A 25,550-nucleotide genomic window follows, 5' to 3' on the forward strand; every position below is an offset into this window, starting at 1 on the left:
CGGCCCGGCGAACCACCCGGCGAGACCCACCACCGACCGGACTCATGCGACCAGACCCACCCCCGACCCTACTCATGCGACGAGACCCACCGCCGGCCGGACTCATGCGGCAAGGCCCACCGCCGGCCGGACTCATGCGGCAAGGCCCACCGCCAGCCAGATGAAGGCCACTCCCCCGACGGTGCACAGCAGGGTGGAGCGCCCCGGATGGGTGTGATGGGCCTCGGGCAGGATCTCGGCGGCGGCGAGATAGAGCAGGGCGCCGCCGAAGAATCCCAGGTAGCTGCCGAGCAGTTCCACCGGAATGGTGAACAGCAGGGTGGAGGCCGCCCCGGCGACCGGCGCGATCGCGTCGGCGACGAGCATCGCGACCGCCTTGGCCCGGGTGTTCCCGTAGAGGCTGGCGAGGGTGTAGGTGTTGAAGCCGTCCGCGAAGTCATGGGCGATGACCGCGAGTGCCACCGTGAGCCCCATGGCCTCGCCGACCTGGAACGCCGCGCCGATGGCGATGCCGTCCATCAGGCTGTGGCCGACCATCGCCGCTGCCGCCGTCAGCCCCACCTGCGGGACCTTGTCCTCCTCGCCCGCCCCGTGTGCCGCCTGGCGCCCGGCCAGCAGCCGTTCCACCAGATGCGCGGTCAGAAAGCCTCCGACGAACAGCAGCAGTGCCTGCGGTACGCCGAACACCGGCCGGCCCGCCGCCTCCAGCGCCTCGGGCAGCAGATCGAGGCCGACCACGCCGAGCATCAGCCCGCCGGCCAGACCGAGTACGAGGTGCCGTCGGTCGGTGACGCGTTGCGCCGTCCACCCGCCGAACAGCGTCATCAGGAACGCGCCGAGCGCGACGAACACCGCCATGCGCCCTTGCTAGCGGATTGAGCCGCGTCTTCTCTCCTTCGGACCGGTGCGGTTCACCCGTTTGCCCGCAGACCGCCGGGATCCGCCGACCGCCCGCCGCCCGAGACCACCCGCCACCCTCCGCCCACCACTCACGATCTTCGACCCGCGACTTTTCGCCCGAGACATTCGATCCGAGTCGTGCGACCCACGATTCCGCCGTTCCGAGAGGACCCCGTCATGGCCGATGCCGTACCCGGCGTACCCGGCAAGGTGACGTTCGTCGGCGCCGGCCCCGGTGCCGCCGATCTTCTGACGTTCCGCGCAGCGCGGGCGATCGCCGCCGCCGATGTCGTCATCTGGGCGGCGAGCCTGGTGCAGCCCGATGTGCTCGACCACGCCCGGGAGGGCGCCGAGATCCTGGACTCGGCCGCCATGTCGCTGGAGGACGTGGTCGCCGTGTACGGGCGGGCGCGGGACCAGGGGCTGAAGGTGGCCCGTGTCCACTCCGGCGACCCGGCGCTGTGGGGCGGTACGCAGGAGCAGGTCGACCGCTGCGCGGAGCTGGGCATCGAGGTGGAGATCGTGCCGGGGGTGTCGTCGTTCTCGGCCGTCGCCGCCATCGCGCAGCGGGAGCTGACGATCCCGGAGGTCGCGCAGTCCGTGATCCTGACCCGCCTGGGCGGCGGGAAGACCCCGATGCCGCCGGGCGAGGAGGTCCGGGAGTTCGCACGGCACGGGACGACGATGGCGCTCTTCCTGTCGGCGGCGCGCTCGGGGCAGCTCGCGCAGGAGCTGCTGGAGGGCGGCTATCCGACGAGTACGCCGGTGGTGATCGCGTATCAGGCGACCTGGCCGGAGGAGCTGGTTCTGCGCTGCACGGTCGGCACACTGGAGGAGACCGTCAAGGAGCACCGGCTCTGGAAGCACACGCTGTTCCTGGTCGGCCCGGCGCTGTCGGCGTCGGGCACCCGCTCGCACCTCTACCACCCGGGGCACTTCCACGGCTTCCGCAGGGCCGAGCCGGCCGCCCGCAGGGCGCTGCGCGCGCAGGGTGCGACGCCGTGATCACCGTCATCGGTACGGGCGCGGGGACGCCGCTGCCGGCCCCGGACGCCGAGGCCCTGGCGTCGGCGTCGCTGGTCGTGGGCGCGAGGCGGCATCTGGCGGCGGCCGCCGTGCCCGCCGCGGCCGAGCGGATCGTCCTCGGCCCGCTGGATCCGGCGCTCGACCGCATCGAGGCGGTCCTCGGCCGCGGCACGCCGGTGCCCGGCCGTGGCCGGGACGCGAACGGAGAGACCGACGGACACACGGACGGCGACACAGCAAGCGATACGGAGGGCGATCCGGACGGTGATACGGGCCGACCGGGCGCGGTGCCCGGCGGGAGGCCCCGCGTGGTGGTCCTCGCCTCCGGGGACCCGGGCTTCTTCGGGATCGTCCGGGCCCTGGCCGACCGCTTCGGCCCGGGTGCGCTGGACGTGCGGCCCGGAGCCCCGTCCGTCGCCGTCGCCTTCGCCCGCGTCGGACTGCCCTGGGACGACGCGGTCGTGGTCAGCGCCCACGGCCGCGATCTGCGCACCGCCGTCCATGTGTGCCGCGCACACCCCAAGACGGCGGTGCTGACCGGCCCCGGGGCGGGCCCCGCCGAGCTGGGGGCCGCGCTCACCGGCACGGGCCGGACGCTGGTGGTGGCCTCCGCGCTCGGCGACCCCCGGCGTGAGCGCGTCGAGCGGCTGTCGCCGCGGAGCGCCGCCGCCCGGGAGTGGGAGGCGGTGAGCGTGGTCCTGTGTCTGGACGAGTCCCGGGCGCTCGCTCCGGAGCCGGTCACGGTGGCCGGGCCCCGGACCGGCCCCTCCCGGTGGGCGCTGGAGGAGGGCGAGTTCGAGCACCGGGACTCGATGATCACCAAGTTCGAGGTGAGGGCGCTGGCACTGGCCCGCCTCGGGCCGCGTACGGGCGATCTGGTGTGGGACATCGGCGCGGGCTCCGGTTCGGTGGCCGTCGAGTGCGCCCGGTTCGGCGCCGCCGTGGTCGCGGTGGAGAAGACCGCGGACGGTGTCCGGCGCATCCGGGCGAACGCTCTCGCGCACGGCGTGGACGTGCCGGCCGTGCACGGGACCGCGCCCGCCGCGCTGGCCGACCTGCCGGACCCGGACGCGGTGTTCGTCGGAGGCGGGGGCGGTGATCTGCCCGCGATCGTCGCCGCGTGCGCGCGGCGTGCCCGGCGCACGGTGGTCGTCGCGCTGGCGGCCCTGGACCGGGTACCCGGGGTCGGATCCGTGCTCGCCGCGGAGGGCTTCACCACCGGTGGCGTCCTGCTGAACGCGGCCCGCCTCGCACCGCTGCCCGGGGACGTGACCCGGCTCGCGGCGGTCAATCCGGTGTTCCTGCTGTGGGGCGACCGCTCCACGGCCGGTGTGTCCGAACCCGGACGCGCAGGAGAACCAGAGCATGAAGAAGGAGGGGTCCAGTGATCGGCCTGATCTCCGCGACGGCGTCCGGTGCCGCCGCCCGTGACCGGCTCGCGGCGGCCTGGCCCGGCCGCACCCGGGTGTACGAGGGTCCCGTGCGGGCCGCCGTGGAGCGCGCGTTCGCGGAGTGCGAGCAGGTGGTCTGCTTCTTCGCGACGGGCGCGGCCGTACGGCTGATCGCCCCGCTCCTGGAGGGCAAGTCGGCGGATCCCGGTGTGGTGTGCGTGGACGAGGGACAGCGGTACGCGGTGTCCCTGCTGGGCGGGCACGGCGGCGGCGCGAACGAACTGGCGGGCCGGATCGCGGAGGTCCTGGGCTGCGAGCCGGTGGTGACGACGGCCACGGACGCGGCGGACGTACCGGGCCTGGACACCCTGGGGCTGCCGGTCGAGGGCGCGATCGCGGCGGTGACCCGGGCGGTCCTGGACGGCGAGCCGGTGGAACTGCGGGCGGACGCGGTGTGGCCGCTGCCGCCGCTGCCGCCGAATGTGGGGCCCGACCCGGCGCCGGTGGTGCTGCGGGTGACGGACCGGATCGTCGCGGCGGATCCCCGCCAGGCGGTGCTGCGGCCCCCGTCGCTGGTCGTCGGGGTCGGCGCGTCCAGCGGGGCGCCCCTGGAGGAAGTCCTCGGGCTTGTCGAGGAGACGCTCCGCGACGCCGGTCTTTCGGCGCTGAGCGTCGCCGAGCTGGCGACCGTCGACGCGAAGGCGGACGAGCCGGGCATCGTGGGCGCGGCCCGGGCGCTGGGCGTGCCGCTGGTGACCCATTCCGCGGAGCGCCTGGCGGGAGTCTCCGTACCGAATCCGTCCGACGCGCCGCTGGCGGCGGTGGGGACGCCGTCGGTCGCCGAGGCGTCCGCGCTCGCGGAGGGCGGGGAACTCCTCGTGCCGAAGCGGAAGTCGAGCCCCGGGGGGCGGGCCGCGATGGCGACCTGCGCGGTGGTGCGCCGACGGCCGCGCGGGCGGCTCGCCGTGGTCGGCCTCGGGCCGGGCGCGCGCGATCTGCTCACTCCCCGGGCGGCGGACGAGCTGCGGCGGGCCTCGGTGCTCGTGGGGCTCGATCAGTACGTCGACCAGATCCTCGATCTGCTGAGGCCCGGGACCCGCGTGCTGGAGTCCGGTCTGGGCGCGGAGGAGGAACGTGCCCGTACGGCCGTGGCCGAGGCGCGGGCCGGCCGCGCGGTCGCGCTGATCGGCAGCGGTGACGCGGGGGTGTACGCGATGGCGTCGCCCGCGCTCGCCGAGGCGTCCGACGACATCGACGTGGTGGGCGTACCCGGTGTGACGGCGGCCCTCGCGGCGGCGGCGATCCTGGGCGCGCCGCTCGGCCACGACCACGTCTCGATCAGCCTCTCCGATCTGCACACGCCGTGGGAGGTCATCGAGCGCCGGGTCCGGGCAGCGGCCGAGGCGGACATCATCGTGACCTTCTACAACCCGCGCAGCCGGGGCCGTGACTGGCAGCTCCCGAAGGCCCTGGAGATCCTCGCGGAGCACCGGACTCCGGACACGCCGGTCGGTGTGGTGCGCAACGCGTCCCGCCCGGACGAATCCAGCCGCGTGACCACACTCGGCGGAGTGGATCCGGCTTCGGTGGACATGATGACGGTCGTGACGGTCGGCAACACGGCCACCCGCGAGATCGCGGGCCGCATGGTGACCCCGCGCGGCTATCGGTGGCAGTCGTGATCCCGGGTGTCCCTCCGGCCGGTGGACCGGGGGCCGAGCCGGTGCCCGGCGCCCGATCACCGGTCGACGAGCAGCCCGCCGCAGAGCCGGATCCGGCACGGCCGGTGCCGGATTCCGCGATCGGCCGTCCCGCGGTCTCCCCCGTACGCCCGGTCTCCGTGGTACCCGCAGGCTCTGCGGCAGCGGCCGTCGAGCCGGCCGGGCCCGGCCCGGCGCCCTCCCGGAGCGGGGGCGAGCCGTCCCTGCCCGGCCGGCGCACCGGATTCCCGGCGCGGGACCGCCGCGTTCCGGCCGTACCCCGTGGGTCTCGCGATCCGTCGGGCACCACCGCACCGATCCCCGCGCCCGTCCCCGTACCGATCCCCGTTCCGGAGCCGCCGTATGACGCGTGTCGTCCACCCCATCGAGCAGGAGTCCTTCCGGAGGCTGCGGGCACGGCTGGACACCACCGGGCTGCCGCCGCTGACGCGCGCCGTCGTGGAACGGGTGGTGCACTCCGCCGCCGATCTGGACTACGCGACCGATCTCGTCTGCGATGAGGCGTCCCTCGAAGCGGCGCACGGCGCCCTGCACTCGGGTGCCCCGGTCGTCGTCGACGTGGAGATGGTGGCGGCCGGGATCACCCGGCGCGAGACGGTCTGCCGGCTGAGGGACGCGGAGGCCGGGCCGGGTCTGACGCGGTCCGCCCACGCCGTACGGCTGGCGTACGAGCAGGTGGGTCCCGGGGCGATCTGGGTCGTCGGATGCGCGCCCACCGCGCTCGAAGAACTGCTGGCGCTGAACGCCGGTCCGGCACTCGTCATCGGGCTGCCCGTCGGTTTCGTCGGCGCCGTCGAGTCCAAGGCCGCTCTGCGCGAGAGCGGGCTCCCGGCCGTCAGCAACGTGTCCGAGAAAGGGGGCAGCGCCGTCGCCGCGGCGGCGCTCAACGCCCTGCTGTACCACCCCCGTACCCCTCATCTCAAGGAGAACGCGTGACCACCCCGCCCGCACTGCTCATCGCCGGCCACGGCACCCGTGACGAAGCGGGGGCCGGCGCCTTCCGGGACTTCGTACGGGAACTGGGACGCCGCAACCCCGGGCTCCCCGTCGCCGGGGGCTTCATCGAACTGTCGCCGCCGCCGCTCGGCGAGGCCGTCACCGAACTGGTGGAGCGCGGTGTGCGGCGCTTCGCCGCGGTGCCGCTGATGCTGGTGTCCGCCGGGCACGCCAAGGGGGACATCCCGGCGGCGCTGGCCCGCGAGAAGGAGCGGCACCCGGGCATCTCGTACTCCTACGGCCGTCCCCTCGGCCCGCACCCGGGCCTGCTGTCGGTGCTGGAGCGGCGGATAGCCGAGGCCCTAGGCGACCCCGGCGCCGACCGCTCCGAGGTCACCGTGCTGCTGGTGGGCCGGGGTTCGACCGACCCGGACGCCAACGCCGAGGTGCTGAAGGCGGCACGGCTGCTGTGGGAGGGGCGGGAGTACGCGGGTGTCGAGACGGCCTTCGTGTCGCTCGCCGCGCCCGATGTGCCGAGCGGGCTGGACCGGTGTGTACGGCTGGGGGCGCGGCGGATCGTCGTGCTGCCGTACTTCCTGTTCACCGGCGTCCTGCCGGAGCGGGTGCGGGCGCAGACGGAGAGCTGGGCCGCGGAGCATCCGGAGACGGAGGTGTCGTCGGCCGACGTGATCGGCCCCACCGAGGAGTTGCTCGATCTGGTGATGGAGCGCTACCGGGAGGCCGTGGCGGGCGACATCCGGATGAACTGCGACTCGTGCGTGTACCGGATCGCGCTGCCCGGCTTCGAGGAGAAGGTCGGCATGCCGCAGCAGCCGCACTTCCACCCGGACGACGACGGGCACCACCACGGGCACGGACACGGGGGGCACGGGCACGGCGATCACGGCGGGCCGGGGCATCACCACGGCAACCATGCACACGCACACTGACCCGCACGATCTCGGCCACCACGGAGACGCGGAGCTGCTGGACGCGGCCGAGGAGCTGACCGATCTCGCGGTCAACGTGCGGGCGGGCACTCCCCCGGAGTGGCTGCGTGAACGGATCGCCGGGTCCCTGACGTCGCTCGCCGCCTACCCGGACGGGCGGGCCGCACGGGCCGCCGTGGCGGAACGGCACGGTCTCCCGGTGGAGCGGGTGCTGCTCACGGCGGGAGCGGCCGAGGCGTTCGTACTGCTGGCACGGGCCCTGACGGTACGCCATCCGCTCGTCGTGCACCCGCAGTTCACCGAGCCCGAGGCGGCGCTTCGGGACGCGGGCCATGAGGTGGGGCGCCTGCTGCTGCGGGAGCGGGACGGCTTCCGTTTCGATCCGTCGGCGGTGCCCGAGGACGCCGATCTGGTGATGGTCGGCAATCCGACGAACCCGACGTCCGTGCTGCATCCCGCTTCCGCGCTGGCCGCCGCCGCCCGCCCGGGGCGGCTGCTCGTGGTGGACGAGGCGTTCATGGACGCGGTGCCGGACGAGTCGCAGACCCTGGCGGACCGTACGGATGTGCCGGGGCTGGTCGTCCTGCGCAGCCTCACGAAGACCTGGGGGCTCGCGGGGCTGCGGATCGGATACGTACTGGCGGAGCCGGACACCATCGCCGCGCTGGAGCGGGCGCAGCCGCTGTGGCCCGTGTCCTCCCCCGCGCTGACGGCCGCCGGGGCGTGCATGGAGCCGGCGGCGCTGACTGAGGCGGGCCGGGCGGCGGTGCGGATCGCGGTGGACCGGGCGCATCTGCTCGCGGGGCTCGCGGAGTTCGACGAGGTCCGGGTGGTGGAGCCGGCGGAGGGGCCGTTCGTGCTCCTCCATGTCCGCCGGGGCGCGGAGGTCCGCGAACACCTGCGCCGCCTGGGCTTCGCCACCCGCCGAGGTGACACCTTCCCGGGCCTCGGCCCCGGCTGGATCCGTCTCGCGGTTCGCGACCGCTCCACGACGAACCGTTTCCTCCAGGCCCTGGACCAGGCGCTGGCGCGGGTCGGGGGGTAGGGGCGGCAGCCCCTGCCCCGGCGGCCCGTACCGGCCGGGCGCGGGGGCACGGGCGGGGCGGGGCGGGGCATGCGGCCGGGCCGGGCGGGTCGGGGGCGGGGCATGCGGGGCCCAGCCAGCCGCCTGGGCCGCCCGGGCCGCCCGGCGAAGGGCGCCGGGTACGGAAGCCGGCCCCGGACCACCGGAGTGGGCTGGGACCCGGACGACCGAAGAAAGCCGTGTCCGGAGCAAGCCGTGTCCGGATGGCCGGAGAAGGCGCCTGCCAACGGGCGGGGACCTGCGGCCCCCGGCCACAGGTCCCTGGTGCGCCCCTCGGGGCGCCGATTCCCGTCTCACTCCCCGTTCAGGGCGTCACGCGCGGTTGCGGGCCCGTGCGCGTGCCATCACGAGCGCTCCGCCGCCGAGGCCCAGCAGGATCGCCGAGCCGCCGGCGAGGTACATCGTGGTGGCGCTGCCGCCCGTCTCGGCGAGGTTCTCCGTGGGCGTGGTGTCACCGCCCTGGGTCTTGACGTCGGGCGTGGAGGTGCCGGCGGGCTCCTCCTCCTCGACCGCGGGCTCCTCCGGCTTCTTCTCGGGCTCCGCCGCCTTGGGCGCCTCGCACTTCGCCTCGATGAGGGTGACGGAGCCGTCGACCTCGGCGACGTTCAGATTGAGCGGATTGACCGCCACCTTCAGTTCGAGCGCGGTGGCCGCGGCCGTACGGCTGGTGGTCTCGGTCCGGGAGAGGTCGAGGGTCACCTTGCCGACCCCCGGAACCTCCACCTTGGTCTGGCCGCCCGCGGTGAGCGTGACCTTCTGGCCGAGCACCTTCACATGGCCGAGCAGATTCGATTCGGCAACCGGCTTCTTCCCCGCCTCGCACACTGCCTTGGAGGTGACCTTCTCGACCTCGATGAGCGAGAGGAGCGGCAGTCCGGGGACATGGACCCTGGCCCGCGCGAGGTTGGCGTACCCCTCGGACTTCTTCTTGTCCGTCGTGGCCTTCGCCGTGGCCACGTCCGCGCGGAGCATCTGGAAGGGCTTGCCCTCGTCGACTCCGTCGAGCTGCACGGTCAGCGCGGTCTTCTCGGCGCTGGCGGGTGCCTTGACCTCGTTGAGAGACGCGCTGAGCGGGATGTTGACGGACTTGTTGAGCAGGGAGACTTCGAGCCCCGCGCGGAGGACGACGGCGCTCGCCCGTCCCTCCGCGTCGCCTCCGGTGGCGTGCGCCGGGCCGGCGAACGCGACGGGCGCCGCGACCAGTGCGACGGCGGCCGTGACCGCGGCGCAGCGGCGGGCGGGCAGGCGAAAGGTGTTGCTGTTCAAGATGGTGGAACCCCCACAAGAGGAATGACGCCGTCCGCCTTCCACGGGGACACGTGGACGGCGACGACCGAGACGCCAATCATCTTTACGCACCGAGAGTGAACTGGCCGACACCTGACGTGAGTTCACTCCAAAGGGGGGTTTCCGCACCCGTATTCGATTCATACGGCACGGGCGTTCCCCTGGAACGCGTCCGTCACGGCCCCGGGGTTGTGCGCCGGTCGTATGCAGGGGATCCCACAAAAAGTGATCTAACGACTCGCAACGGGAGAAAGTCACGCTCGGTCAACACGGCGCCCCGCCTCCGGCACGGGATCAGCCCACGATCCGCCCGTTGAGGATCACCCGCAGGGGCTCCGCGAGGACTCCGGCATCCGCCCGCGGGTCCGTGCCGTAGACGACCAGATCCGCGGGCTCGCCCTCGGTCAGCCCGGGACGGCCGAGCCACTCCCGTGCGCCCCAGGCCGTCGCCGACAGGGCTTCGAGGGGCGGAATCCCTGCCTTCACCAGCTCGGCGACCTCCGCCGCGACCAGGCCGTGCGGCAGCGAGCCGCCCGCGTCGGTGCCGACGAAGACCGGGATGCCCGCGTCGTACGCCGAGCGGACCGTGTCGTAACGGCGCTCGTGCAGCCGCCGCATATGGGCCGACCAGACGGGGAACCTGCTCTCGCCGCCGTCCGCGAGCGCCGGAAAGGTGGCGATGTTGACCAGCGTCGGGACGATGGCGACCCCGCGCTCGGCGAACAGCGGAATCGTCTCCTCGGTGAGCCCGGTGGCGTGCTCGATGCAGTCGATCCCCGCTTCGACCAGATCCCGGAGCGAGTCCTCGGCGAAGCAGTGCGCGGTCACCCGCGCGCCCAGCCGGTGCGCCTCGGCGATCGCCGCCCGGACCGCGTCGCGCGGCCAGCACGCGGTGAGATCGCCGGCGTCCCGGTCGATCCAGTCGCCGACGAGCTTGACCCAGCCGTCGCCGCGCCGGGCCTCCCGCGCCACGTACGCGACCAGGTCGCCGGGCTCGATCTCATGGGCGTAGTTGCGGATGTAGCGGCGGGTCCGGGCGATGTGGCGGCCCGCCCGGATAATCTTCGGCAGATCCTCGCGGTCGTCGATCCAGCGGGTGTCGGACGGCGATCCCGCGTCCCTGATCAGCAGGGTTCCCGCGTCCCGGTCGGCCAGCGCCTGCTTCTCGCTGGTCGCGTCGTCCACGGGGCCGTGCCGGTCGAGGCCCACATGGCAGTGGGCGTCGACCAGACCGGGCAGCGCCCAGCCCTGGACGGTCAGGACATCGCCGGAGCCCGGCGGGCGGTCGTAGGTGACACGTCCGCCGACGACCCACAGTTCGTCGCGTACGTCCTCCGGGCCGACGAGCACCCGCCCCTTCACATGCACCACCGCGTGATCGCTCATGTCTGCACTGTACGAGTGCCTGGGTACCCTCGACCGAGCGGCCGGACCTGCCCGGCCGGGACACCCATGTCAGAGAACCGTCGAAGAAGGCACCACCGTGACACATCCGTTTCTGGACCTGCCCCCGCTGACCGCCGCCCACTTCGCGGGCATCGAACGGCGGGTCGCCGCGCTGCTCGGCACCGAACAGGATGTGGTGATCACCCAGGGTGAGGCGCTGCTTCCGCTGGAGGGCTGCATCCGCGCCGGCGCGCGGCCCGGCTCGACCGCGCTGAACGTGGTGACCGGTCCGTACGGCCAGACCTTCGGGAACTGGCTGCGGGACTGCGGGGCGAAGGTCGTCGATCTGGAGGTCCCCTTCCACACGGCGGTCACCGCCGGGCAGGTGGAGCAGGCCCTGGCGGCCACCCCGGAGATCGACTTCGTCTCGCTGGTGCACGCGGAGGCCGCGACCGGCAACACCAACCCGGTCGCGGAGATCGGCGAGGTCGTCCGCGCGCACGGCGCCCTCTTCATGCTGGACGCGGTGGCCTCCGTCGCCGCCGAGCCGCTCCTGCCGGACGACTGGGGTGTGGATCTGTGCGTCATCGGCGCCCAGAAGGCGATGGGCGGTCCGGCGGGCGTCTCGGCGGTGTCGGTGAGCGAGCGCGCCTGGGAGCGGTTCGCGGCGAACCCGGCGGCGCCCCGGCGCTCGTACCTCTCCCTCCTCGACTGGAAGGAGCGCTGGATCGACGGCGGCCGTACGGCGCTGCTGCACGCGCCCGCGCAGTTGGAGATGCTGGCGCTCGAAGCCTGTGTGGAGCGGATCGAGGCCGAGGGGCCGAGCGCGGTGATGGCCCGCCACGCGTCGGCGGCGGCGGCGACCCGCGCGGGCGCCCTGGCACTCGGCGGCGGTCTGGAGCCGTATGTGTACGAGGCGCGGGACGCGGCACCGGTGGCCACGACGCTGCGTGCCCCGGCGGGCGTGAACGCGGCAGGGCTGGTCGCCGCCGCGCTGGCCGCGGACCCCTCGCTGCCGCTGATCGCCGGCGGCGGCTCGCTCGCCAAGGAGATGATCCGCGTCAACCACTACGGCGTGGACGCCACGCGCGGCGCGGTGCGCTCCTGTCTGGCGGCGCTGGGCGCGGCCCTGGCACAGACGGGTGCGACGGTCGACCTGGAGGCCGCCGGGCGCGCGGTGTCCGACGTCTGGCCCTAAGGGCTGACCCCCCGGGGAATCGGGCGGGAATGCGGCCCCGGGTCCGGGGACAACAGAACAACAATGGCAGACGAATAGGCGGCAAAAACCCAGCGGGACGAGCACAACAAGAACGACAGGAATGACACGAAGAACGGGAAGCTGCCTTTTCCACGGCAGCTTCCCGTTTTCTTCTGCCCCCGTTCCCCGGCCTTAAACGCTAAGGTTTCAACAGGGCCCACTGACCGCCTGAGCGGTGTGACCGACTCCACAGGGCAACCGTTTCACGGCTTATGTACGGCACAAAACTCACCAAAACGGCAGCCTTCCGCCGCGCCACTCGCGCCCGCGTGATAACACACAGGCCGTCTTCTCCCAACCCTTCCTCGCCATGCATTTCTTGAATTGGCTAGGTAAATTACCTGGGCATGACCGCCGCGCAAGACAACCTTGTACGAGCAGCACCTCACCATGAATTCACCCGCATTGAAGCGCCACGAGTGGAGGACGGAGCCGCGATCTGGCGCATTGCCCGCGACTCCGAGGTCCTGGACCTCAACTCCTCGTACAGCTATCTGCTGTGGTGCCGTGACTTCGCCGCCACCTCCCTCGTGGCGCGGAACGCGGACGGGGAGCCCATCGCCTTCGTCACCGGGTACGCACGGCCGGACCGGCCCCAGACCCTCGTCGTCTGGCAGATCGCCGTCGACCGGTCCCACCGCGGGCAGGGCCTCGCGGGAACCCTCCTCGACGCGCTGACCGCCAGGGTCACCGCCGACCGGGGCATCCGGGTGCTGGAGACCACCGTCACCCCCGACAACACCGCGTCCGACCGGCTGTTCACCGCCTACGCCGAGCGCCACGGGGCACGGCTCGAACGCGAAGTGCTCTTCGCGGGCCATCTGTTCCCCGAGGAGTCCGGGGCCCCGGCGACGGCCGGGGAGGCCCAGGCGCCCGGGAAGGCCGGGGAACCCACGACGGCCGAGGCACCCGGGAAGGCCGGGGAGCCATGGGCGGCCGAGGCGCCCGGGAAGCCCGCCGGGTCCCTTGATCCGGGAGCATCCGGAACCCCTCCGCCGTCCGGCCCCTCTGGTACGTCGGGGACCTCCGCGCCATCCGGTACGCCGGCGGCGCCCGGGGGGACGGGAACGCCCGCCGACCGCGGACACCCCGCCGGGCCGGCGCACCAGCCGGAAGTCCTCTACCGCATCAGCCCCATCTCCGTCTGACCGACCACCAACTGGAGAACGCTGTGACCATCACCCCGCCCGCCCTGAGTGTCTTCGAGACCCTGGAGTCGGAGGTGCGCAGCTACTGCCGTGGCTGGCCCGCAGTCTTCGACCGTGCGCAGGGCAGCCGTCTCACCGACGAGGACGGCCACACCTATCTCGACTTCTTCGCCGGGGCCGGCTCCCTCAACTACGGCCACAACAACCCGGTGCTCAAACGCGCGCTCATCGACTACATCGAACGCGATGGCATCACCCACGGCCTGGACATGGCGACCACGGCGAAACGGGCCTTCCTGGAGTCGTTCCAGAACATCGTCCTGCGACCGCGGGACCTGCCGTACAAGGTGATGTTCCCCGGCCCGACCGGCACCAACGCGGTGGAGTCGGCGCTGAAGCTGGCCCGCAAGGTGAAGGGCCGCGAGTCGGTCGTCTCGTTCACCAACGCCTTCCACGGCATGTCGCTCGGTTCACTCGCCGTCACGGGCAACGCCTTCAAGCGGGCCGGCGCCGGTATCCCGCTCGTCCACGGCACCCCGATGCCGTTCGACAACTACTTCGACGGCCAGGTGCCCGACTTCCTCTGGTTCGAGCGGCTGCTGGAGGACCAGGGCTCCGGCCTCAACAAACCCGCCGCGGTGATCGTCGAGACCGTGCAGGGCGAGGGCGGGATCAATGTGGCCCGGCCCGAGTGGCTGCGCGCGCTCCGGTCGCTGTGCGAGCGCCAGGACATGCTGCTGATCGTCGACGACATCCAGATGGGCTGCGGGCGCACGGGCGGCTTCTTCTCCTTCGAGGAGGCGGGCATCACGCCCGACATCGTCACCCTGTCCAAGTCCATCAGCGGTTACGGGCTGCCGATGTCGCTGTGCCTGTTCAAGCCGGAGCTGGACCTCTGGGAGCCGGGTGAGCACAACGGCACCTTCCGCGGCAACAACCCCGCCTTCGTCACCGCCGCCGCCGCGCTCGACACCTACTGGGCCGACGGCCAGATGGAGAAGCAGACCCTCGCCCGCGGTGAGCAGGTGGAGCAGGCCCTGCTGGCCGTCGTCGCGGAGACCACCGGACCCGACGAGACCGGTCCCGCCTTCCGCGGCCGCGGTCTGGTCTGGGGTCTTGAGTTCGCGGACAAGTCCCGGGCCTCGGCCATCTGCGCCCGCGCCTTCGAACTCGGTCTGCTGCTGGAGACCTCCGGTCCCGAGGGCGAGGTGGTGAAGCTGCTGCCCGCACTCACCGTCACGCCCGAGGAACTCGACGAGGGGCTGCGCATCCTCGCCCGGTCGATCCGCGAAACGGCCTGACGACGTAACCGCGCGGCCCCGGCATCCCGACATCCCTACGAGCAGGAAAGGCAGCATCACACCGTGATCGTCCGATCGTTCAAGGACATCGAGAACACCGAGCGCCATGTGAGATCCGCATCCGGCACCTGGGAGAGCAAGCGCATCGTGCTCGCCAAGGAGAAGGTCGGCTTCTCGCTCCACGAGACCGTGCTGTACGCGGGTACGGAGACCTCCATGTGGTACGCGAACCACATCGAGGCCGTGCTCTGCGTGGAGGGCGAGGCCGAACTCACCAACGACGAGACGGGTGAGACCCACTGGATCGCGCCCGGGACGATGTATCTGCTCGACGGGCACGAGCGCCACACACTCCGCCCCAAGACCGACTTCCGCTGCGTCTGCGTCTTCAATCCGCCCGTCACCGGGCGCGAGGACCACGACGAGAACGGCGTCTATCCCCTGATCACCGAGGAGGGCTGAACCATGGCGACCGCCACCGGCGTACGCAACGACCTCTATCCGACCCGTGGCACCGCCGAGGTGGAGACCCCGCGTCAGGACCCGGTCGTCTGGTCCGCGCCGGGCGCACCCGGACCGATGCTCCGTTCCGAGCTGGAGGGCTTCGAACGCGACGGCTTCATCGGCGTCGAGGACCAGATCTCCGACGACGAAGTGGCGCTCTACCGCGCCGAGATGGACCGGCTGATCGCCGACCCGGCCGTACGGGCCGACGAGCGCTCGATCATCGAGCCGAGGTCACGGGACGTGCGCTCGGTCTTCGAGGTGCACAGGCTCAGCCCGGTGTTCGCCGCGCTGGTGCGCGACGAGCGGGTGGTCGGCCGGGCCCGGCAGATCCTGGGCTCGGACGTGTACGTCCACCAGTCCCGTATCAATGTGAAGCCGGGCTTCGGGGCGTCGGGGTTCTCCTGGCACTCGGACTTCGAGACCTGGCACGCGGAGGACGGGCTGCCGAACATGCGGGCCGTGTCGGTCTCCATCGCGCTGACGGAGAACCGCGACACCAACGGCGGGCTGATGATCATGCCCGGTTCGCACCGGACGTTCCTCGGGTGCGCGGGTGCCACCCCCGAGGACAACTACAAGAAGTCGCTGCGGATGCAGGATGCCGGGACCCCGTCCGACGCGGCGCTGACCCGGTTCGCCGATCAGCACGGCATCCGGCTGTTCACCGGCCGGGCGGGTTCGGCGACCTGGTTCGACTGCAACTGCATGCACGGCTCGGGGGATAACATCACCCCCTACGCGCGCAGCAATGTGTTCATCGTGTTCAACAGTGTGGAGAACGCGGCCGTCCGGCCGTTCGCGGCGCCCGTGCCGAGGCCGGAGTTCATCGGGGCGCGGGACTTCACACCGGTCCGGTAGCCCGTACTGACGGGCCGCGGGCGGGGGCCGGAACCGGGATCGCCCGGTGACGGCCCCCGTACCCGGTGGGCCCGCCGGAGGACTCGCCCCGCCGCCCGGCCCCCGTACCCGGGCCGGAACCGGGCGAGTCCGCCCCGGCTCCCGCTCCCCCGCCGCGCGGCCCCTCACCCCGAACCGCGGGCCGCCCGCCCCGTCGGCCCGGCCGGTTCCGGTCCGCCGTCAGGCGTCCGTCAGCTGCCCGGCCCGGTCGAGCACCGGGTAGTCCGTGAAGCCCTTGCCGTCGCCGCCGAAGAACCCGGCGGGATCCGGGGTGTTGTACGGCCCCGAGGTCCTCAGCCGCCGCGGAAGGTCCGGATTGGCCAGGAAGAGCGCCCCGAAGGCGATCATGTCGGCGAGGCCCTCCTCGACCAGCCCGAGAGCCCGGTGGTCGGTGGGTCCCTCGGTGAGGGGGTTGAGGATCAGCGTCCCGCTGAAGCGGTCGCGTACGGCCCTGGTCACCTCGCGGGACTCGGGGCTGTTCTCGGAGATGTGCACATAGGCGAGCCCGAGCGGCTCCAGCCGGTCGGCGAGCACCGGGTACACGTCGTGCGGGTCGGACTCGGCGATGTCGTTCAAGCGGTTGGCGGGCGAGAGCCGGATCGCGGTCCGGCCGGCGCCGATGGCGTCCGCCACGGACCCGGCGGCCTCCACGGCGAAGCGGATGCGGTTCTCGACGGAACCGCCCCACTCGTCGGTGCGCAGATTGGTGTTCGAGGCCAGGAACTGGTGGATCAGATAGCCGTTGGCGCCGTGCAGCTCGACACCGTCGAAACCGGCCTCGACGGCGTTGCGCGCGCTGTGGGCGAACTCCTCGATCACGGCGGGAATCTCCTCGGCCGACAGCTCGCGCGGCGCGACGAAGCTCTTCGGGCCCTCGGCCGTGTACAGCTCTCCCGCCGCGGCGACGGCGGAGGGCGCGACGCTCGCCCGGCCGTCCGGGAAGAGCGAGGGGTGGCCGACGCGCCCCGAGTGCATCAGCTGCGCGAAGATCCGGCCGCCCCGGGCGTGCACGGCATCGGTGACCTTGCGCCAGGCGGCGACCTGCTCCTCGCTGTGCAGTCCGGGGGTGTCGGGGTAGCCCTGGCCCGTGACGGACGGCTGGATGCCCTCGGTCACGATCAGACCGGCCGTGGCCCGCTGCGCGTAGTACTCGGCCACGAGCTCGGTCGGCGAGAGGCCGGGGCCGTAGGCGCGGCTGCGGGTCATCGGAGCCATGGCGATGCGGTTCGCGAGCTGTGTGCCCGACAGGTCGATCGGGTCGAATGCGGTGGTCATGATGGCTCCCGAAGAATATATGTGGTCGGCCAAGTAATTTCGCCGGGAGTCACTGTAGCGTATTTACTTGGTCGGCCAACCCTTGTTACTTGGTCGGCCAAGGTAAAATTTCTGGGAGAGACTGGAGGGAACGGAGAGAATTCGCCACGAGTACGCCGTCACCCGCATCCCGCACAGCGCTCCCGAGGAGGCCCGATGAAGCCCGAGGCCGTGGCCGGTCCCGCCCGCAGCGAGCCCGTCCACCACGACCCGGCCCGTGGCGGGGCCGCCGCCGATGACGCGGCGCCCGGCGGGCTGTCCGCCAGTGCGGAGGCCGAGTGCCTGGAGGCGTCATCGGCGTGCGCGCTGGGCGGGCCCGTCGGTTACTCGGTCGCCCGGGTCTCCCGGCTGTACCGCATGGCCGCGGGCAAGACGCTCCGGGCGCTCGGGCTGTACCCCGGGCAGGAGTTCGTGATGCTGCATCTGTGGCGGTCCGGCCCGGTGCGGCAGGGCGACCTGATCAAGACCGCGGATCTGGACCCTTCCACGGTCACGAAGATGCTCCAGCGCCTGGAGCAGGCGGGCCACGTCAGGCGCCGCCCGGACCCGGCCGACCGCCGCGCGGTCCTCGTCGAGGCGACGGAGGAGAGCTGCGGTCTGCGCTCCGCGGTGGAGGCTTCGCTGGCGTCCCTGGAGCAGCACACACTGGCCGGACTGGGGGAAGAGGAGCGGGGGGAACTGCTCAGGCTCCTCTCCAAGGTGGAGGCCAACCTCTACGCCCAGACCGCCGACTGCCCGGGCCTCCCCTGAGGCCGCGCGCGGTCCGGCGCCCGGATCCGGATGTCCCGGACCCGCTCCCCGATCGCCGCAGGAGCCGGGCGCCCGGACCCTCGCGGGCCGGATCCCGCCGTCCGGCGGCTGAGAACGAGCAGGAGAGCCCGGGAGTGTGGGGTCCCCTTCGGCGCCGTGCCCCGATGACGGCGACGGACGCGGTGCCGGACGCCCCCGGTCCCGGTCCCGGGGTCAGGCAGCCAGGAGGGAGAGCACGCGGGTGACGTCGTCCGGGGAGTTGTAGAGGTGGAACGCCAGCCTCAGATTCCCCGCCCGCTCCGACGCCACCACTCCGCCCTTCTCCAGGTCCGCGACCCGGTGCCCCATCCCCGGCACCGCCACGACCGCCGAGTCGCCCGGCAGCGGGGACAGACCCCGTTCCGCCAGCCCCTCCCGGAACGCCCTCGCGAGCCCCGTGTCGTACGCGTGGATCGCGGGCACCCCGATCTCCTCCACCAGCGCCAGCGCGTCCACCGCCCCGTGGTAGGCCACGAACGCCGGGGACTCGTCGAAACGGCGTGCCGTCCGCGCGAGGTCCTCGACGGGCCCGTAGATCGTCCAGCTGTCGGACGCGAAGCACCCCGCGTGGAGCGGAACCAGCGACTCCTGCGCCTCCTCGGTGACCGTGAGGAACGAGACCCCGCGCGGGCACAGCAGAAACTTGAACGCGGTCGTGACGGTGAAGTCCCAGTCACCCGCGTTCAGCGGCAGCCACCCCGCCGACTGACTGGTGTCGACGAGCGTACGGGCGCCGTGCGCCGCCGCCGCGGCCCGTACCGCCGGCAGATCGGCGATCCGGCCGTCCGCCGACTGCACGGAGGAGAACGCCACCAGCGCCGTACCGGGCCGTACCGCCTCCGCGAGGCCGGCCAGGGGCACATAGCGCAGCACGAGGTCACCGCGTACGGCGAAGGGGGTGACGACCGAGGTGTACTCCCCCTCGGGGAAGAGGACTTCCGCACCCGGCGGCAGGGAGTTCGCGATCAGCGCGACCTGCACCGAGAGCGAACTGCCGGCGGAGACCCGGTCCTCGGCCACCCCCGCCAGCCGGGCGAACGACCGCCGCGCGGCGGCCACCGTCTCGTGGTCGCCCGACCCGCCGGGGCGGCCGGCCGCGAGTTCGCCGATCAGCCGGGTCATCGCGGCGGCGGCCCGGCGGGGCAGGACCCCGCAGGAGGACGTGTTCAGATAGGTCTTGTCCGGCGCGAACTCGGCACCACCCAGAGTCTCCATGCACTCACCCTGAGGCGCCGAGCACCGCCGGTCAATCGCGTGAGGCCGGGAATCACCCTCCGGCCGTGATCACCGTGCCGCCTCCGGGACCTCGCACGCGCCGTCCGCGTCGCACGCGGGTGCGTCATCGGCGGTGGCCGGCACGGTCTCGCGTCCCTTCCACGCCTGCTCCAGGGCCTGGGTGAACAGCTCGGCGGGCTGCCCGCCGGAGACCCCGTAACGCCGGTCGAAGACGAAGAACGGCACCCCGTTCGCCCCCAGCTCCGCTGCCTCGCGCTCATCGGCGCGCACCTCGTCGGCGTACGCGTCACCGGCGAGGACCGCGCGCGCCTCGGCCTCGTCGAGTCCGGCCTCGACGGCGAGCGCGATCAGCACCTCGTCGTCGAAGACCGAGCGCTCGTCGGCGAAGTTGGTGCGGTAGGCGAGGTTCAGCAACTCGTCCTGACGGCCCCTGGCCCGGGCCAGATGCAGCAGCCGGTGGATGTCGAAGGTGCTGCCGTGGTCACGGCCCTCGGTGCGGTAGCCGAGCCCCTCGGCGCGTGCGTTGGAGGCGACGTGCTCCTCCATGGCCAGGGCCTCCTCGCGGGTACGCCCGTACTTCCGCGCCAGCATGTCGACGACGGACCCGGTGTCGCCCTTGGCCCGGTTCGGGTCGAGCTCGAAGGAGCGGTGGACCACCCGGACCCGGTCGCGGTGGGGGAACTCGGCGAGCCCCTTCTCGAAGCGTGCCTTCCCGATGTAGCACCAGGGGCAGGCGATGTCGCTCCATATCTCGACGAGCATGCTGACTCTCTCCAGGGGATCGCGGGGTTCCGGCGAAGCGGGGGACGGAATGTCTCGTCCGTCCGGTAATCAACGCACCCGGCCGGCGGCTCATTCCCCCAAGGAGACCAAGATCCACCGCGCGTTTCAAGATCGACGGCGTCCCGTGGTCACGGGGTGCTCAGGATCCGTCGCGCAGCCCCTCGGGCCAGCTCGCCCGGTACTCGATCCCCTCGAACGCCACCGCGCACCCCTCCCCCACCGGCGACTGCGCGAGAAAGCCGACCAGGGCGGCCCCGGCCTCCTCATCCGTCCCCAGCGCGAAGATCCGTACGAAGGTCCACCGCTCGCCGTCCGCGGACGCGTGGAAGGCGAACGCCCTGCCGGTGCGGCTGATCCGCAGCCAGACGCTGTCGCCGTCGGCCTCGAAGGAGTTGGCGTCGTCGGAGTGGCCGCGGGTGACGACGGTGCAGACGGTGGGCCGGTCCGGGGAGAGCTCCAGACAGAGCTTGGCCCACTCGCGCTCGCCGACGTGCAGATACAGTGCCCCGGCGTCGAAGGACGCGCCGAAGCCGACGGTGGCGCGGGCGATGAGCTGGAAGTCCCCCTCGGGGGCGCCGAGCAGCCGCGGCGCGTCGGACGCGGGGTCCAGGGACGCGCCCGACGGGGGCACGAAGCGGTCCTGGCGGGCGCCCGCCCGGCCGGTGAGGACACCGTCCGTGTACGCCCAGCCGGCCTCGGGGCCGTACGCGCGCAGGGGAAAGGGAAGTTCGGGCAGCTCGATGGAGTCGGTCACCCGCTCAGCTTGCTGGACCCTCCGGGCGTCCGTCCACCCGACGCGGCAGTCCGAGCGGGTGCCCGAGCGGGCGGGTTCCCGTACGGGAGGCGGCACCCCACGCCCAGGCGGCTGCCCCTTCCCGCCTTCCCCGGCCGTCGTCCGCAGGGCCCGTCCGATGGCTCTCGTTCGGTATCGTGAACGCCGTTCTGACTGATGAATGGCTGAGAAACTCTGCTTCCGGGCGTTCCGCACGGCCGGGAAGGAGCGAGGAGCGATGGTGACGGCCGATTCCGGTGGGGCTCCGGTCAAGTCCGCGGTACGGACGGTGGAATTGCTGGAGTACTTCGCCGGGCGCCCCGGGATGCACTCGCTCGCCGCGGTCCAGGAGGCCGTGGGCTACCCCAAGTCCAGCCTCTACATGCTGCTGCGCACCCTCGTCGAGCTGGGCTGGGTGGAGACGGACGCGACGGGCACGCGGTACGGGATCGGGGTGCGCGCGCTGCTGGTCGGGACCTCGTACATCGACGGTGACGAGGTCGTGGCGGCGGCGCGCCCGACCCTGGACCGGCTCTCCGACGACACCACCGAGACCATTCATCTCGCCCGGCTCGACGGCACCACGGTGGTGTATCTGGCGACCCGTCAGTCCCAGCACTATCTCCGCCCCTTCACCCGTGTCGGCCGCCGGCTTCCCGTGCACTCGACCTCACTGGGCAAGGCGCTGCTCGCGACGCACAGCGACGAGCAGGTGCGCAGGCTGCTCCCGCGGACCCTGCCGTCCGTCACCGAACACACGATCACCGACCGCGAGCGGCTGATCGAGGAGCTGGCGGCCGTCCGCGAGCTGGGCTGTGCCGTGGACCGCGAGGAGAACACCCTCGGACTGCGCTGCTTCGGTGTCGCGATTCCCTACCGCACTCCGGCGCGGGACGCGATCAGCTGCTCGGTGCCCGTGGCCCGGCTCACCCCCGCCCATGAGCAGATGATCAAGGACGCGCTCTTCGACGCGCGCGAGCGGCTGACCCTGGCGACCCGCAGGCTGTAGGGCCCGGGCGCTGTCCGGCCCCGCCGGGCCGCCTCTCCCCGCCCGAAAGTCCCGCTGTGTGAGGATTCCCTGAGAAGTGGACCCGCCGGGAACCTCGTGATCGGTGCCGTTCGTCCTACTGCGGGATGAACAAGACGATCAGACACGCCGCCGTCTTCTGCCTGCTGCTGGTGCTCGCCCTGCTGGTGCGGGCCACCTGGGTCCAGGCGTACGACGCCAAGGCGCTCGCGGACAACGACAAGAACCGGCGCAAGACCATCGACCAGTACGCGCAGCCGCTGGGCGACATCGTCGTGGCCGGATCTCCCGTCACCGGGTCCGCCCGGACCACCGGCAGCGATCTCGCGTACAAGCGGACCTACACCGAGGGCGCGCTGTACGCGGCGGTGACCGGCTACAGCTCCCAGGCGTACGGATCGACCCAGCTGGAGGGCATCCACAGCGCGGTCCTGGACGGCACCGACCTCCGGCTGGCCGATCCGGTGGACGCGCTCACCGGCAGGCAGCAGGCGCCCGGCGACGTCCTGACCACGATCGACCCGGCCGTCCAGAAGGCGGGGTACGAGGCGCTCGGTGACGCCAAGGGCGCTGCCGTCGCCATGGATCCGAAGACCGGGCGTGTCCTCGGACTGGTCAGCACGCCCTCCTACGACCCGTCGGTGATCGCCGGGACCTCGGACGGGGACGCCTGGCAAAAGCTGCTGGACGACCCGGACAAGCCGCTGGTCAACCGGGCGCTGCGGCAGCCGCTGGCCCCCGGCTCGACCTTCAAGCTGGTCGTGGCGGCGGCGGCGCTGGAGGACGGGCTGTACGGCTCGGTGGACGAGAAGACCGGCAGCCCCATGCCCTATGTGCTCCCGCTCTCCAGCAAGGTGTTGGAGAACGACATCCCCGACGCGCCCTGCGAGGACGCCTCCATCCGGACGGCCCTGCGCTACTCGTGCAACAACGTCTTCGCGCAGATGGCCGTCGATCTGGGCCAGGACACGGTCCGTGCGATGGCGGAGAAGTTCGGCTTCAACAACAAGGAACTGGACATTCCGGTCCGGGCGTACCCCAGTGTCTATCCGACGGGGCTGGACGCACCGCAGACGGCGCTGACGGGCATCGGCCAGTTCGATGTGACCGCCACCCCGCTCCAGATGGCCATGGTGTCCGCGGCGATCGCCAACGACGGGGTCCTGAAGTCACCGCACATGGTCTCCGAGGTCGTGGACTCCGAGGGCACCGCCCTCGACGCGTACGACGGCGGCGAGGGTGAGCGGATCGTCTCCAGCGGGACCGCCGAGCAGTTGCGCAGCGCGATGGTGACCGTGGTGGAGGACGGCACGGTCACCAACGCGCGGGTCGGCGGGGCCGAGGTGGGCGGCAAGACCGGTACGGCCCAGCGCGGTGTGAACAACAGCGAGACGCCGTACGCGTGGTTCACCTCGTTCGCCGAGGATTCCGCTTCCGGCGAGCAGGTCGCGGTGGCGGTGCTGATCGAGGACGCGGGCGGTCCCCGCTCGGAGGTCAGCGGCAACGGACTGGCGGCGCCCGTGGCCCAGAAGATGATGGCGGCGGCGCTCAGGTAGAAGCTCCGCGCCCCCGGGGAGGGGTGCGGCGACCGGATGGAGCGTTCTATCCGGCCGACGGGCAGGGAGCCTGCCGCATCCCGTCCTCCGCCGGAAAGGCCCGGTGGACGACCCCGGCGATGTGCCCGTGCAGGGCGTCGGCGGCCGCCTGCCCGTCGCCGCTCCGCGCGAGCCGCAGAATCTCCCGGTGCTCGGCGGCCTCCCGCTCCCGGGACGCCCCGGTGGACCCGGTGACGGCCGCCACCAGAGCCGCCTGGTCGCGGACGTCGTCGAGCATACGGACGAGCAGGGGATTGCCGCAGGCGGCGTACAGGGCGCCGTGGAACCGCCGGTTGGCGAGCCGGAGCCGGGCGCCGTCGGAGGCGTCCTCGGCCTCGGCCAGCGCCTCCTGCGCCGGGTCGAGCCCGGCGGCCCGCGCGACCGTCCGGCGCAGGGCCTCCGGTTCCAGCAGCAGCCGTACGTCGTACACCTCGCGCGCCATGGCGGCGTCCACGGTCCGCACCGTGACGCCCTTGTACTGGCTCATCACCACCAGCCCGGTCCCGGCGAGCGTCTTGAGCGCCTCCCGCACCGGAGTCTTCGACACCCCGAAGTGCGCGGCGAGTTCGGTCTCGACGAGCGCCTGTCCCGGGCGCAGCCGGCCCGTGAGCACGGCGTGCCTGATGGCGTCGAGGACGAACTGCGTGCGGGAGGGGAGGGGAGCCGGGGCGGCGGTCGGCATACGCTCTTGTTCTCCGGTCTCGTTCTCCGGGCCGGTCATGGACGGCACAGGGCCACACGGCGGGCAGGTCATATATGAAGATATGACGCAGGACGCTATGAGCCACCGGGAACGTACGTCAAGACGGCGCCTCGGGTCCGCCCGGCCCTCCTCCTGATCGCCACGGCGCCCCCGCCACGGTCCCGCCCCTCGCCGGACGCCGCTCGGGGCTCCCGCCCGACTCGGCGGTAAGGGAACGGCAAAGCGGCCTCGCTCGTTGTCCCGGCATGACAGCTATGACCCCCGGCTCGAACATTCCTCTCCCCGCCGCGCGTGTCGCGGTGGACGTCGCCGCCCCGGTGCGGCTCGACGTTTCGGGCCTGCTGCTCACCGCCGACGGCAAGGTGCGCTCCGACGACGACTTCATCTTCTACAACCAGCCGGCCGGCCCCGGAGTCAGCTATCGCTCCGGCGGCGGGGCCGCGCCGGACGCGATCGTGGTGGACACCAGCGCCGTCCCGCCCGGCATCGAGAAGATCGTCGTGACGGCGAGCCCGGACGCGGCGGGGCAGACCTTCCAGGGCATCGAGCCCACGGCCACGATCCGGAACGCGGACGACGGCAGCCCGCTCGCCACCTTCACCCCGCCGCGGCTCGGCGCGGAGACCGCCCTGGTGATCGTGGAGATCTATCTGCGCAACGGCGTCTGGAAGGCCCGCGCGGTCGGCCAGGGCTATGCGAACGGGCTGGCCGGCATCGCCACGGACTTCGGCGTCTCGGTGGAGGAGGAGCCGGCGGCGGCCGCCCCGGTCGCCCCGCCCGCGCCCGTGGCACCCCCGGCGCCGCCCGCCCCGGTCCCGCCGGCCGCCCCGGTGGACCCGAGGCTGGCCGCCCCCGCTCCCCCGGCCCCGCCGGCGCCCGCCCCGGTCACCGGGAAGATCAACCTGGACAAGGGCCGGGTCAGCCTCCAGAAGAACCAGACGGTGTCGCTGGTCAAGGGGGGCCGCCCACTGCTGTCCCAGGTCAAGATGGGCCTGGGCTGGGAGCCCGCGTTCCGTGGCAAGGACATCGACCTCGACGCCTCCGTCATCGCCTACGGCCCCAAGCGCAACCACCTGGACAGCTGCTACTTCGGCAAGCTGAACATCCTGAACAACGCGATCAGGCACTCCGGCGACAATCTGACCGGTGAGGGCGCGGGCGACGACGAGGTGATCACCGTCGATCTGGGACGGCTCCCCGCCGACGCGACCGGCCTGGTCTTCACGGTGAACTCGTTCTCGGGACAGAAGTTCACCGAGGTCGCCAAGGCGTACTGCCGGCTCATGGACGCGGCCACCGGCGAGGAGCTGGTCCGCTTCGATCTGACCGGCGCGGAGCCGCAGACCGGAGTCATGATGGCGAAGCTGATCAGGCAGTTCTCGGGGGAGTGGGAGATGACGGCCATGGGTGACTTCGTGAAGTCCCGGACCGTCCGGGGGATGGTGAAGCCCGCCGCTCAGGCTCTCTGACCGGGGCGGGCCCCGGGTGGGCCGGACGCGGTAGAGCCATGGGGCCCGCCGTCACGGGCGTGACGGCGGG

General features: G+C 72.5%; 22 protein-coding genes and 1 pseudogene. 15 read left to right on the forward strand and 8 right to left on the reverse strand.

The window, feature by feature from the left end:
* Positions 1–132 precede the first annotated feature (132 nt).
* Complete coding sequence (locus ACFYT4_RS15230; protein ID WP_389268430.1) at positions 133–858, reverse strand: ZIP family metal transporter; 726 nt, start codon at positions 856–858, stop codon at positions 133–135.
* A 219-nt stretch (positions 859–1,077) separates the two neighbouring features.
* Here ACFYT4_RS15230 and cobM point away from each other — a divergent pair, with 219 nt between their 5' ends.
* The 6 genes from cobM (at position 1,078) to cobC (ending at position 7,969) form a co-directional block, all read left to right on the forward strand.
* Complete coding sequence (gene cobM, locus ACFYT4_RS15235) at positions 1,078–1,905, forward strand: precorrin-4 C(11)-methyltransferase (protein ID WP_389268432.1); 828 nt, start codon at positions 1,078–1,080, stop codon at positions 1,903–1,905.
* On the forward strand, positions 1,902–3,314 hold the full coding sequence (cbiE, locus tag ACFYT4_RS15240) for a precorrin-6y C5,15-methyltransferase (decarboxylating) subunit CbiE (protein WP_389268434.1): 1,413 nt from the start codon (positions 1,902–1,904) through the stop codon (positions 3,312–3,314). Before cobM ends, cbiE begins: the two co-directional genes overlap by 4 nt.
* Positions 3,311–4,999 (forward strand): precorrin-3B C(17)-methyltransferase, encoded by a 1,689-nt coding sequence (cobJ, locus tag ACFYT4_RS15245; protein WP_389268436.1) that lies wholly within the window; start codon positions 3,311–3,313, stop codon positions 4,997–4,999. The genes cbiE and cobJ overlap by 4 nt, the downstream gene beginning before the upstream one ends.
* A 381-nt stretch (positions 5,000–5,380) precedes the next feature.
* On the forward strand, positions 5,381–5,974 hold the full coding sequence (locus ACFYT4_RS15250; protein WP_389268438.1) for a precorrin-8X methylmutase: 594 nt from the start codon (positions 5,381–5,383) through the stop codon (positions 5,972–5,974).
* Complete coding sequence (locus tag ACFYT4_RS15255; RefSeq protein ID WP_389268440.1) at positions 5,971–6,924, forward strand: sirohydrochlorin chelatase; 954 nt, start codon at positions 5,971–5,973, stop codon at positions 6,922–6,924. The genes ACFYT4_RS15250 and ACFYT4_RS15255 overlap by 4 nt, the downstream gene beginning before the upstream one ends.
* The gene (cobC, locus tag ACFYT4_RS15260) at positions 6,908–7,969 is read left to right on the forward strand and encodes an Rv2231c family pyridoxal phosphate-dependent protein CobC (protein ID WP_389268442.1); all 1,062 of its coding nucleotides are present in this window, start codon (positions 6,908–6,910) and stop codon (positions 7,967–7,969) included. Before ACFYT4_RS15255 ends, cobC begins: the two co-directional genes overlap by 17 nt.
* A gap of 351 nt (positions 7,970–8,320) precedes the next feature.
* Here the strand turns inward: cobC and ACFYT4_RS15265 are convergent, their stop codons facing one another.
* Both ACFYT4_RS15265 and ACFYT4_RS15270 read right to left on the reverse strand, forming a co-directional pair.
* Positions 8,321–9,274 carry an SCO1860 family LAETG-anchored protein gene (locus tag ACFYT4_RS15265; RefSeq protein ID WP_389268444.1) on the reverse strand — a complete coding sequence of 318 codons (954 nt, stop codon included), beginning with the start codon at positions 9,272–9,274 and terminating at the stop codon, positions 8,321–8,323.
* A gap of 315 nt (positions 9,275–9,589) precedes the next feature.
* On the reverse strand, positions 9,590–10,681 hold the full coding sequence (locus ACFYT4_RS15270) for an amidohydrolase family protein (RefSeq protein ID WP_389268446.1): 1,092 nt from the start codon (positions 10,679–10,681) through the stop codon (positions 9,590–9,592).
* Positions 10,682–10,778: 97 nt separating this feature from the next.
* Between ACFYT4_RS15270 and ACFYT4_RS15275 the strand changes: the two genes are divergently transcribed.
* The 5 genes and pseudogenes from ACFYT4_RS15275 to thpD all read left to right on the forward strand — a co-directional run bounded on the left by ACFYT4_RS15275 (position 10,779) and on the right by thpD (position 15,753).
* Positions 10,779–11,879: an aminotransferase class V-fold PLP-dependent enzyme gene (locus ACFYT4_RS15275; RefSeq protein WP_389268448.1), complete on the forward strand. Its 1,101-nt coding sequence runs from the start codon at positions 10,779–10,781 to the stop codon at positions 11,877–11,879.
* Between the two features lie 407 nt (positions 11,880–12,286).
* Positions 12,287–12,787 (forward strand): annotated as a pseudogene (gene ectA / locus ACFYT4_RS15280) (diaminobutyrate acetyltransferase); the annotation flags it as partial.
* A gap of 323 nt (positions 12,788–13,110) precedes the next feature.
* Positions 13,111–14,388: a diaminobutyrate--2-oxoglutarate transaminase gene (ectB, locus tag ACFYT4_RS15285; protein ID WP_389268450.1), complete on the forward strand. Its 1,278-nt coding sequence runs from the start codon at positions 13,111–13,113 to the stop codon at positions 14,386–14,388.
* 63 nt (positions 14,389–14,451) lie between these two features.
* Positions 14,452–14,850 (forward strand): ectoine synthase, encoded by a 399-nt coding sequence (locus tag ACFYT4_RS15290; protein WP_389268452.1) that lies wholly within the window; start codon positions 14,452–14,454, stop codon positions 14,848–14,850.
* 3 nt (positions 14,851–14,853) lie between these two features.
* Positions 14,854–15,753: an ectoine hydroxylase gene (gene thpD / locus ACFYT4_RS15295; RefSeq protein WP_389268454.1), complete on the forward strand. Its 900-nt coding sequence runs from the start codon at positions 14,854–14,856 to the stop codon at positions 15,751–15,753.
* Between the two features lie 219 nt (positions 15,754–15,972).
* Here the strand turns inward: thpD and ACFYT4_RS15300 are convergent, their stop codons facing one another.
* Positions 15,973–17,067: an alkene reductase gene (locus ACFYT4_RS15300; RefSeq protein ID WP_389268456.1), complete on the reverse strand. Its 1,095-nt coding sequence runs from the start codon at positions 17,065–17,067 to the stop codon at positions 15,973–15,975.
* A 195-nt stretch (positions 17,068–17,262) separates the two neighbouring features.
* Between ACFYT4_RS15300 and ACFYT4_RS15305 the strand changes: the two genes are divergently transcribed.
* The gene (locus tag ACFYT4_RS15305; protein ID WP_389268458.1) at positions 17,263–17,856 is read left to right on the forward strand and encodes a MarR family winged helix-turn-helix transcriptional regulator; all 594 of its coding nucleotides are present in this window, start codon (positions 17,263–17,265) and stop codon (positions 17,854–17,856) included.
* Positions 17,857–18,069: 213 nt separating this feature from the next.
* Here ACFYT4_RS15305 and ACFYT4_RS15310 read toward each other — a convergent pair whose 3' ends face one another.
* The 3 genes from ACFYT4_RS15310 to ACFYT4_RS15320 all read right to left on the reverse strand — a co-directional run bounded on the left by ACFYT4_RS15310 (position 18,070) and on the right by ACFYT4_RS15320 (position 20,668).
* Complete coding sequence (locus ACFYT4_RS15310; protein WP_389268460.1) at positions 18,070–19,110, reverse strand: aminotransferase class V-fold PLP-dependent enzyme; 1,041 nt, start codon at positions 19,108–19,110, stop codon at positions 18,070–18,072.
* A 69-nt stretch (positions 19,111–19,179) separates the two neighbouring features.
* Positions 19,180–19,893 (reverse strand): DsbA family oxidoreductase, encoded by a 714-nt coding sequence (locus ACFYT4_RS15315; RefSeq protein WP_389268462.1) that lies wholly within the window; start codon positions 19,891–19,893, stop codon positions 19,180–19,182.
* Between the two features lie 160 nt (positions 19,894–20,053).
* Positions 20,054–20,668 (reverse strand): DUF1349 domain-containing protein, encoded by a 615-nt coding sequence (locus ACFYT4_RS15320; protein ID WP_389268464.1) that lies wholly within the window; start codon positions 20,666–20,668, stop codon positions 20,054–20,056.
* Between the two features lie 256 nt (positions 20,669–20,924).
* Between ACFYT4_RS15320 and ACFYT4_RS15325 the strand changes: the two genes are divergently transcribed.
* Positions 20,925–21,695 carry an IclR family transcriptional regulator gene (locus tag ACFYT4_RS15325; RefSeq protein WP_389268466.1) on the forward strand — a complete coding sequence of 257 codons (771 nt, stop codon included), beginning with the start codon at positions 20,925–20,927 and terminating at the stop codon, positions 21,693–21,695.
* A 125-nt stretch (positions 21,696–21,820) separates the two neighbouring features.
* Positions 21,821–23,269, forward strand: coding sequence for a penicillin-binding transpeptidase domain-containing protein (locus ACFYT4_RS15330; RefSeq protein ID WP_389268468.1), 1,449 nt, complete (start codon positions 21,821–21,823; stop codon positions 23,267–23,269).
* Between the two features lie 46 nt (positions 23,270–23,315).
* On the opposite strand, the gene ACFYT4_RS15335 is transcribed toward ACFYT4_RS15330, so the two are convergent.
* Positions 23,316–23,990, reverse strand: coding sequence for a GntR family transcriptional regulator (locus tag ACFYT4_RS15335; protein ID WP_389268470.1), 675 nt, complete (start codon positions 23,988–23,990; stop codon positions 23,316–23,318).
* Between the two features lie 266 nt (positions 23,991–24,256).
* Here ACFYT4_RS15335 and ACFYT4_RS15340 point away from each other — a divergent pair, with 266 nt between their 5' ends.
* Positions 24,257–25,480, forward strand: coding sequence for a TerD family protein (locus ACFYT4_RS15340; RefSeq protein WP_389268472.1), 1,224 nt, complete (start codon positions 24,257–24,259; stop codon positions 25,478–25,480).
* The last annotated feature ends 70 nt before the right edge of the window (positions 25,481–25,550 follow it).

It is taken from the genome of Streptomyces sp. NPDC004609 (assembly GCF_042873655.1).
GTDB lineage: Bacteria > Actinomycetota > Actinomycetes > Streptomycetales > Streptomycetaceae > Streptomyces.